Source organism: Archangium sp. (genome assembly GCF_036389735.1).
Lineage (GTDB): Bacteria > Myxococcota > Myxococcia > Myxococcales > Myxococcaceae > Archangium.
This window is the reverse complement of the sequence record NZ_DASVWK010000244.1, coordinates 1-9,629: the sequence shown is the minus strand read 5'-3', so window position 1 is coordinate 9,629 and position 9,629 is coordinate 1. Positions and strand designations below refer to the sequence as shown.

The window sequence follows — 9,629 nt, the reverse complement described above, 5'->3', positions numbered from 1 at the left end:
CCGTGCTCGCCCCGCTGCTCAAGGCGGTGGAGCAGGCGGAGAAGAAGGAGGCGGCCCAGGTCCGGGAGATCACGGATCTGCTCCAGGAAGGTGAGGAGACGGCCCAGCGGCTGAAGGAAAAAAAAGCCGGTGGGGCCCATTCGGGAGTAGCGCCCCGCACGAAGAAGTTGTAGAAGGGCGCCGCTTTCGACGTTGGCCACTCCCCAGAGCGGCCGACCACGTTGTGGGGCTATAGCTCAGCTGGGAGAGCGCTTGAATGGCATTCAAGAGGTCATCGGTTCGATCCCGATTAGCTCCACAATGAAGAAGGCCTGTCAGGTTCGTACCTGACGGGCCTTTTCATTTTCCCCACGTTCGTTGGAGGCGGAATCCACTGGGGCGCGAGCGCGCCCGTGGACTCGAAACGCCCGGGGACTTCGAGGCGGAGGACTACGCCTCGCGGATCATCAGCATCTGGATGAGATCGCGCAGCATCTGCTTGAGACCACCGGCCTCGGGCAGGGACTCGAGGATGCGCGAGGCGGCGTTGGTGGAGCGCTCGATGAGGCGCTCGGTGGCGGCGCGGCCACCGCTCTGCTCCACCAGCTCGCGGGCGCGCTGGAGCATCGTCTCGTCCTTGGGGCCGGGGATGCAGAGTGCCTCCAGCTCCTGGCGGGCCTCGGGGGTGGCGCGCAGGTACGCGGCCAGCAACGCGAAGGTGCGCTTGCCCTGCGCCAGGTCCGAGTCCGTGGGCTTGCCCACCACGGAGGACTGCCCGTACAGGCCGAGCAGATCGTCGCGAAGCTGGTAGGCGGTGCCCACGTAGCGGCCAAAACGCTCCAGCTTGTTGATGAGCTCGGGATCCGCGCCGGCCAGCATGGCGCCACACACCAGCGGCGCGGTGAAGCCGTAGAGCGCCGTCTTCAGGTAGGCCACGCGCAGCGCGTTGTAGATGGAGAGCTCGGCCAGCGGCTGGTACGGCAGCCGGATGTCCATGTACTGCCCGGCCGCGGTGTAGCGGCACACCTTGAGGAAGTAGCGCGTGGCCACGTCCGCTTCCGGCAGGTTGCAGCCCAGCATCACCTCGAGCGAGCGCCCGTAGAGGTGATCGCCGATCACGATCGCCAGGTTCTCGCCGAGCCGACCATCCCCGAGCATCTTGTGGAGCGCGGCGCCCCCGCGCCGCGTGTCCGCCTGATCCGCCACGTCGTCGTGGATCAGCATGAACGTGTGCAGCAGCTCCGTGGCCGCCGCGAACCGCCACAGCCCCGACGGCGCCCGGGTGTCGCCCCGCCCCAGGGCGTAACCCACCAGCACCAGTCCCGGCCGGATGCGCTTGGAGGGACGCAGGCTGTAGCTGCGCACCTGCTCGAGCACCTTGTTCCACGCCGGATCCAGGTGACGCTCGTCCTCGAGCTCGAGGATCTGATGGAGCACCACCTGCGTCTGGTACTGCACCGTCTTCGCCCACGACGCGAAGTTCACGGGAGACGCGGATTGCTCAGCCGCCGGAGTCCCGGCCTGGGATGTCTTCCGTTCTTTCATGACGGGGTAGTTCGCACCGGAGGCTCCGCGCGTCGGCATCGTATCCTGCACAGCGGCAACCAGCGTTAGCATGGCGGACCTCCGGGGCTTCGGCGGCTTGGGGGGGTCAAGCAAGCCCCATATCGGTTCTTTCTGATTTTAATAACAGAAAATTTTTATACAGGCAAATCCCTTTAAGACAGAAATATGGCTCTTTTGTCCTCTGAGGAAGGGTCTCTGAGAGGAAAGCAAGGGCGTGGGTCAAACACTACCCATGGATGGGTTTTGACTCAGGTGACGGGTTATTCAGCCTGAATGAAAAAAGCGGCCGGTCACGAAAGACCCGGCCGCTTTTCGTCCCCGGGAGGGGTGGGTTACTTGGCGTTCTTGAAGATGTTCATCACATCTTTCAGCAGCTGCACCGACTCGGCGTGCGGCCGCTGGAAGGCGTTGCGGCCCATGATGGAGCCGAAACCGCCGCCCGCGGCGATCTGACGGATCTCCTCGAGGAGCTCGTCGGTGCTCTTGTTCTCGCCGCCGGAGAAGATGACGATGCGCTTTCCGTTGAAGGCGGATTTCACCACATCGCGAATCCGCTCCGTCATGGTCTTGGTGGGGATGTTGTACTTCTCGTAGACCTTCTTGGCCTCGGCCTGCTCCAGGAAGTCCTTGGGCGGCTTCACCTTGATGATGTGGGCGCCGAGCTGGGCGCTGATCTGCGCGGCGTAGGACACCACGTCGATGGCCGTCTCACCCTCCTTGGACAGGCTGCCGCGCGGGTAGGCCCAGAGCACCGTGGGCATGCCGTGCTCCTTGGCCTCGGCGATCAGCTCGCGCAGGGCCTCGTACTGCTCGTTGCGATAACCGGAGCCCGGGTAGATGGTGTAGCCGATGGCCACGCAGCCCAGGCGCACCGCGTCCTTCACCGAGCCGGTGACGGCGGACATGGGGTGCTCGGGCTTGCCCAGCGTGTCCGAGTTGTTGAGCTTGAGGATGAGGGGAATCTCACCGGCGAACTTGCCGGCCACCAGCTCCAGGGCACCCAGGGGCGCCGCGTAGGCGTTGCAGCCCGAGTCGATGGCGAGCTGGATGTGGTACTCGGGATCGTACCCGGCGGGATTGGGGGCGAAGGAGCGCGCGGGACCGTGCTCGAAGCCCTGATCCACCGGGAGGATGACCAGCTTGCCCGTGCCGGCCAGCGTGCCGGTGTTGAGCAGTCGGGCCAGATTGGTCAGCGTGCCCGGGTTGTCGGACGGGTACCACGAGAGGATCTGCTTGACGCGATCGGTGTAAGCCATATGGCTCCTCGGGTTGGGGGCGGGAGGCCCCTTGACTTGGCGGCGCGGATTCTGCCCACCGGCGAGCCATGTACCAAGCAGATCATTTGAGCCTTCGTCGCGATGCGAACGCTCGGGAAGCACGATCTCGATGACGAGCGTGTGACGAAGGTGGATGCTGCGCCGCTGCGAAGGAGGGGCGAGTGGTGAATCGCGGAGAGTCGCAACGAGTCATGGGAGTGGGACTGGTGCTCGTGGCCACGCTGGCGGGAGCCCAGGTCACGCCCCAGGTGTCCCAGCCGGCGGAGCAGGCGGTGCCCGAGCAGGGGCCACCCAGCGCGCCCGGACAGGTGCGGGAGGCGCTGACGCTGGAGCGGCTCGTGCGGCGCGCGCGCGAGCAGGACGCGCGGGTGGAGGCGGCCCAGGCGGAGCTGCGTCGGCTCCAGGCGCTGCTGCGGCAGGCGCGCTGGGCGTGGTTCCCCAAGTTCGAGACGATCGTGGGCGTGGGCGGCCCGCTGCCCGAGGCGCGCAACAACGGCCTGGGTGGACCGCCGACGACGGAGGCCTCGCTGGAGGGAGACCTGAAGTTCGGCCGGCTGGGCTTCTCGGCCTTCCTGGAGACGAACGCGGTGCTGCCCGTCTACACCTTCGGGAAGCTGAAGGCGCTGGAGAAGGCGGCGGAGCAGGGGCCCGTCATCGGCAAGGCGCTCCAGCAGCGGGCCGAGGACGAGGCGGGATTCCAGGCGGCGCAGGCGTTCTTCGGCTACCAGCTGGCGCGCTCGGGGCTGGTGCAGCTGGACGACACGTCGAAGCGGCTGGAGGACGCGGCGAAGCAGCTGCAGAGGCTGCTGGACGAGGAGTCCCCGCAGGTCTCGAAGATGGATCTGTACAAGCTGGGCTTCTTCCGCAAGCAACTGGACGCGCGCCGGGCGCAGGCGGAGCAGGGACGACAGCTCGCGCTGGCCGCCATCCGGCTGCTGGCGGGGATTGCCCCCGGGGAGCCGGTGGAGGTGGTCGAGGTGGAGCTGGCGCCAGAGGGTGAGGTGAAGGCGCCGACGCTGGAGGAGGCGCTGGCGCTGGCCGAGCAGCAGCGGCCGGAGCTGCCGGGGATCGCCGCGGGCATCGTCGCGCGCGAGCAGGAGGTGTTCATCCGCGAGCGGGCCTTCTTCCCGGACTTCGGGCTCGCGGGGTTCCTGTCGCTCCACTACACGTCGAACGCGACGCGGCAGAGGGATCCCTTCGCCTACGACCCGTACAACCAGCGGGATGTGGGCGTGGGCATGGTGGCGCGGAGCACCTTCGACTTCCCGGTGAAGCAGTCGGAGCTGGATCAGGCGCGGGCGGAGCTGGACAAGCTGAAGGCGCAGCAGCGGCTGCTCCAGGCGGCGATCCGCCTGGAGGTGACGAAGGTGCATGGAGACCTGACGGCGGCGCTGGAGCGGGCGAGGGCACTCACGCAGGCGGAGCGGGACGCGAGGCGCTGGGCCACGGCGGCCATGGCGGCCTTCGAGCTGGGGACGAGTGGCACGCGGGACGTGGTGGAGGCCTTCACGGCGTACGCCCAGTCGGCGGCCGACCGGGCGCAGAGCTGGCATGATTTCCAGGTGGCCCAGGCGGAGCTGACCCGGGTGACGGGGACGGCGGTGCGGGAGCCGTGAATAACTCGGGGCCGGGAACTGTCGTCTCTCCTGTCCTTCACTTTCAGAGCTTGGGAGTCATACACGCATGATTGCTTCGTTGATCGCCGCCGTGCTGCTGACCGCCGCTCCGGGTCCCCTGGAGGTCGTGAAGTCGGGCAACGCGGACGTGCAGAAGGTGGCCGCGGCGCCAGGGGCCAAGGTGGAGCAGCTCGCCAAGGCGGTGGAGCGCTTCGTGGACTTCGGGGAGTTGTCGAAGCGGGCGCTGGGCAAGCAGTGGGACTCGCTGACGCCAGCGCAGCGCGAGGACTTCTCGGCCACGATGGAGGGCCTGCTGAAGGCCTCCTATGCCCAGAAAGCCCTGGGGCAGGGCAAGGCGCAGGTGCGGTACGGCAAGGAGTCGGTGGAGGGGAACGAGGCCACCGTGAGCACCACGCTGAAGGTGCAGCAGGACGAGGTGCCCGTGGAGTACAAGCTCTTCCGCGAGGACGGCAAGGGCGAGTGGCGCATCTACGACATCGTCACGGATGACGTGTCGCTGCTGGAGACCTACCAGGGCCAGTTCCGCAAGCTGCTGGCCGACAAGGGCTTCGACGGGCTGCTGACCACGCTGAAGACCAAGCGGGCGCAGCTCGAGAAGAGCGGCGCCGCGCGGTAACAACCCGGCCTACCGCGTCTACAGGGGCTTTTCGTAGACGCGGTACGTCTTGGACTTCTTGCCGCCCATGGACTCGATGGCGCGGTTGACGAGGTGGTTGTCCTCGAGGGTCCAGGAGATCTCTCCCCCCTCGTAGCCCAGCTCGCGGGCCTTGTTCAGGGTGTCGAGGTAGAGGATGGCGTCCAGGCCGCGGCGCCGGTAGCCCTCGACGGTGCCCAGCAGGACGAGGCGCAGCCGGCGGATGCGGCGCGAGGCCAGCAGCAGCTTCGCCAGACCGATGGGCAGGCCGAAGGTGGTGAGCCGGCCATTGGCGGCCTTGAGGGCCTCGTTGGCGTCGGGGATGGTGAGCGCGAAGCCCACCGGCTCGCCCTTCACCTCGGCCACCAGGGCGAGCTCCGGGCGCACCATCTGCTTGAGATCGCGCGCCAGGTGGTCGAACTCGTGATCCGTCATGGGGACGAAGCCCCAGTTCTTCTCCCAGGCCGCGTTGTACATGGCCTTCACCCGGGCCACCTCGGCGTCGAACTTCTTCATGTCCACCGGGCGCACGGTGACGCCCTCGCGCTGGCGGATCTTCTCCGCGATGCGCGCCACCTTCTCCGGCGGCGGGGTGGAGGAGGACAGCTCCCAGGCGTACAGGTCCTTGGCCTTGGTGAAGCCACACGCCTCGATGAGCGCGGGGTACCAGGTGGGGTTGTACGTCGTCATGATGGCCGGCGGGGTGGAGAACCCCTCGATGAGCGTGCCCACCTCACCATTGGTGGAGTAGCTCATCGGGCCGATGACGGAGGTGAAGCCCTTGGCGCGCAGCCACGAGGCGGCGTTCTCGAAGAGCGAGCGGGCCACGCCGACGTCATTCACGCACTCGAAGAGGCCGAAGAAGCCGACGTTGGTGCCCTGGAACTCGTTGTAGCGGGGGTTGTTCACCGCGGCGATCCGGCCCACCACCTCGCCGTCTCGATGCGCCAGGAAGAACTCCACCTCGCCGAACTCGAAGAAGGGGTGCTTCTTCGGGTTCATGAAGTCCCGGCGCTCCATCTCCAGGTGCGGCACCCAGTTCGGGTCGCCCTTGTAGATGGTGTAGGGGAACCGGACGAAGGCCGTGCGCTCCGCCGAGGAGCGGACGGGAGTCACCTGCACGTTGGTGGGGAGGGGCGGCAGCTTCGACTCGGGCATCTGCTTCTCGGCGGTGACGGCCATGGCGCGCTCAGCTCCTGTCTTCGCGACCGTTGCGGATGAGGAGGTTGGCGCCCTTCTCCAGCAGCAGGCCGGGGATGTTGGCGCGCTTCTCCCAGAGCTTCATCGGCACCTGACCCAGCTTGCGGATGTCCTCGGACTGGAGGTTGGCGGCGCGCCAGGTGAGCGTCTCCACCGCGTCGAACAGCTTGCCGGCCACCTCGCGCGAGGACATGCGCGAGAGCTGATCCAGCGAGAAGCCGTTGCCCGCGAGCTCGCCGACGCTGGCGGCGGCCCACTTCTCCGAGGCCTTGTTGTTGCGCACCATGGTGCCCGGGCGGGCGATCCGCACCGGCTCGAACGAGGACGGACGCGTCTGGGGGATGACGTCCAGCTTCTTGCCAATCTGCTCGAAGATGTCGAGCACCCGGTTGAGCTGCTCGTCCGTGTGCGTGGCCATGTAGCTGGTGCGGATGAGGGCGTGGCCCGCCTCGACGGCCGGGGGGATGACGGGGTTGGCGAAGACGCCCGCCTCGTGCAGCGCCTTCCAGAAGCGGAAGCACTTCACCTGGTCACCGATGTGCACCGGCACCACCGGGGTCACCGACACGCCCGTGTCGAAGCCCATGGCGCGGAAGCCGTTGTGCATCTTCTCGGCGATGTCCAGCAGGCGCGCGCGCCGCTGGGGCTCGGCCTCGATGATCTCCAGCGCCTTGATCGCCGAGGCGATGGACGCCGGCGTCATGGACGCGGAGAAGATGACCGAGCGCGACTTGTGGCGGATGTAGTTGATGACGTCCGCGGGGCCGGACAGCACGCCGCCCAGCGACGCGAAGCTCTTGGAGAACGTCCCCATCACCAGGTCCGTCTCGGCCTCCAGCCCGAAGTACTCCGAGGTGCCGCGGCCCTTCTCGCCCAGCACGCCCATGGAGTGGGCGTCATCCGTCATCACCCGCGCGTTGTACTTCTTGGCCAGCTCCACGATGCGGGGCAGGTCGCACAGGTCGCCCTCCATCGAGAACACGCCGTCGGTGATGATGATCTTCCCGGCCTTGGGCTCCTTCTCCGCGGCCTGCTGGAGCAGCTGCTCCAGGTGCTCCAGGTCGTTGTGGCGGAACTTGCGCTCGGTGGCGAAGGACAGGCGGATGCCGTCCACCAGCGAGGCGTGGTTGGCCCGGTCCGAGAAGACGATGTCGTGGCGGCCGAGGATGGAGGAGAGCGCCAGGTTCGTCTGGAAGCCGGTGGAGATGACCACCGCGGCCTCGCGGTTGAGGAACCTGGCCAGCCGCTGCTCCAGCTCCTCGTGCAGCGCCAGGGTGCCGTTGAGCAGGCGCGAGCCGGAGCACGTGGTGCCAAAGCGCTCCACCGCCTTGATCGCCGCCTCCTTCACGCGGGGGTCCGCGCTCAAGCCCAGGTAGTTGTTGGAGCCCACCATGATGACCCGGCGGCCCTCGATCTGGACCTCCGTGGCACCGAACGACTCCTCGATCGCGCGGAAGTACGGGTAGAGGCCCGTGGCCTTGGCGATGCGGTAGTCCTTCCAGCTTCGGCACTTCTCGAACACGTCACTCATGGTGGTCTTCTCTTCGGCGGGGGAGATCCGCTTCCGCGGATCCTGGGCGCGCGCATCCCTACGGTGTTCGTACCGACCCGGGGCCCTACTGCGCGCGTCTTCCTCGGGGGGGTAGGCGTGGCCGTGAATAAAGAGTCACCCTCCGGGTGTCAAGACGGCGACTGTCGAGCGGCGGGCACCAGAGACCCGGAGTGCTTTTAGGGTGGGTTGACAGCACGCCTTATTCCCGTTCCTGGGCAGGCGAGTGCGCAAGCGGTTGCACAGTCGGGGCACGCCTGCCCTGGGTTCGGGGTGGGAGAGGGGGGAGGGGAGGGCTTCCAGGCGGGGGGGTGGAAGCCTTCCGGCCGCGGCGCTGTTGGTGACGGAATTCCGCGCGCGTCCGTGACAGGTAGCGGGAAGTTTGCTTTCTGCGGTCCTCCTTTCCACTGGGGTCACAAGCTTGGCTGAGTCTCTTCGACGGCGTTGGTCCGAGGCCTTCATCCGGGGCACGTTGGCGCGCCCCTGGCGGGTCGTCCTGCTCTTCACGGTGCTGGCCCTCGTCGGCACGGTGATGGCGGCGCGCCTGGAGTTCCGGGGCTCCTTCGTGGAGCTGCTGCCCCAGGAGGCCCCCGAGGTCCAGGACCTGACGCGCGTGGCCGAGAAGGCCGGCGGCGACGGCTACCTCGTGGTGCGCGCCCAGGGTGACAAGCCCGAGGCGCTGCGCGCCTTCTCGGACGTGCTGGCCAGGAAGCTCGAGGCCCTGCCCGAGGTGCGCTACGTGGAGCACCACTTCGACGTGGGCTTCTTCGAGGAGCGTGGCCTGCTGCTCATGCCCGCCGAGAAGCTCGCGGAGCTGCGCCAGGACGTGGACGCGCGGCTGCGCTTCGAGAAGGAGAAGGCCATCGCGGTGGACCTCCTGGACGACTCGGAGAAGGACGCCCCGCCGGACTTCGACGCCATCGTCAAGAAGTACAGCCCGGACGCGCCCATGCGCGAGTACCTCGGGAGCGCGGACGGCGCCGAGGTGTACCTCATGGTGAAGCCGGGCGGCACTGCGGGAGACCTGGTGTTCGCGCAGCGGCTCGTGGACGACGTGCAGCGCGTGGCCGACGAGGTGTCCCAGGGCTGGCCCGACGTGAAGCTGGACTACGCGGGCGCCTTCCAGGCCCGCCTGGAGGAGGACAAGGTGATGCGCGCGGACCTGTCGCGCGCCGCCATCCTCTCGGCCGTGATGGCGGTGGCCATCATCCTGCTGGCCACGCGGCGGCTGTGGGCGCTGGCGGTGGTGGGCGTGCCCGTCGTCTTCGGCGTGTCGCTGACGTTCGCCGTCGCGGAGCTGGCCATCGGCCACCTCAACGTCGTCACGGGCTTCCTGGTGGCCATCCTCATCGGCCTGGGCCTGGAGTACGGCATCCACCTGTCCATGCGGTACTGGGAGGAGCGGCGCGAGCACCCGGTCGCCGAGGCGCTGGCCAACACCGTGCGCGGCACCTTCTCCGGAGCCCTCACCTCGGCGTTGACGAACGCGGCGGCCTTCTTCGTGCTCCTGTTCGCCCAGTTCGATGCCTTCAAGCAATTCGGCCTGCTCGCCGGCGTGGGTGTCCTCATGGCCGTGGTGGTGGCGTACGGGCTGGGCCCGGCGCTGCTCGTGCTCGCCGAGCGTCTGCGCCCCGGTGGTGGCAAGGCGGCCACCGCCGCCCACGCGCCCACGGCCCCGGAGCAGGCCACGCCCCGCCTGCCCGGCAAGCGCATGCCCACTCCGGTGGTGCTGACCCTGCTGCTGTCGGTGCTGGGCTTCGCGGCCTACTCCGCCTACGTGATGCCGC

7 protein-coding genes and 1 tRNA gene are annotated in these 9,629 nt (G+C 67.9%); 4 read left to right on the top strand and 4 right to left on the bottom strand.

What is annotated here, in order from left to right:
- The first annotated feature begins 225 nt into the window (after positions 1–225).
- A tRNA-Ala gene (locus tag VF794_RS08855) sits at positions 226–298 on the top strand.
- 131 nt (positions 299–429) lie between these two features.
- On the opposite strand, the gene VF794_RS08850 is transcribed toward VF794_RS08855, so the two are convergent.
- A complete protein-coding gene (locus tag VF794_RS08850) occupies positions 430–1,464 on the bottom strand; it encodes a polyprenyl synthetase family protein (RefSeq protein ID WP_331108749.1) in 1,035 nt (344 codons plus the stop codon).
- A gap of 413 nt (positions 1,465–1,877) precedes the next feature.
- Entirely contained in the window at positions 1,878–2,801 is a 924-nt protein-coding gene (locus tag VF794_RS08845; protein WP_331108748.1) for a class I fructose-bisphosphate aldolase, read from the bottom strand.
- Between the two features lie 185 nt (positions 2,802–2,986).
- Between VF794_RS08845 and VF794_RS08840 the strand changes: the two genes are divergently transcribed.
- Both VF794_RS08840 and VF794_RS08835 read left to right on the top strand, forming a co-directional pair.
- Positions 2,987–4,438, top strand: a complete 1,452-nt coding sequence (locus VF794_RS08840; protein ID WP_331108747.1) for a TolC family protein — start codon at positions 2,987–2,989, stop codon at positions 4,436–4,438.
- A 67-nt stretch (positions 4,439–4,505) separates the two neighbouring features.
- On the top strand, positions 4,506–5,075 hold the full coding sequence (locus VF794_RS08835) for an ABC transporter substrate-binding protein (RefSeq protein ID WP_331108746.1): 570 nt from the start codon (positions 4,506–4,508) through the stop codon (positions 5,073–5,075).
- A gap of 18 nt (positions 5,076–5,093) precedes the next feature.
- On the opposite strand, the gene VF794_RS08830 is transcribed toward VF794_RS08835, so the two are convergent.
- Both VF794_RS08830 and VF794_RS08825 read right to left on the bottom strand, forming a co-directional pair.
- The gene (locus VF794_RS08830; protein WP_331108745.1) at positions 5,094–6,275 is read right to left on the bottom strand and encodes an N-acetyltransferase; all 1,182 of its coding nucleotides are present in this window, start codon (positions 6,273–6,275) and stop codon (positions 5,094–5,096) included.
- A 7-nt stretch (positions 6,276–6,282) separates the two neighbouring features.
- Positions 6,283–7,824 (bottom strand): pyridoxal phosphate-dependent aminotransferase family protein, encoded by a 1,542-nt coding sequence (locus tag VF794_RS08825; RefSeq protein ID WP_331108744.1) that lies wholly within the window; start codon positions 7,822–7,824, stop codon positions 6,283–6,285.
- 439 nt (positions 7,825–8,263) lie between these two features.
- On the opposite strand from VF794_RS08825, the gene VF794_RS08820 reads away from it, so the two are divergent.
- On the top strand, positions 8,264–9,629 hold a 1,366-nt coding region (locus VF794_RS08820), incomplete at its 3' end, for an MMPL family transporter (protein ID WP_331108743.1).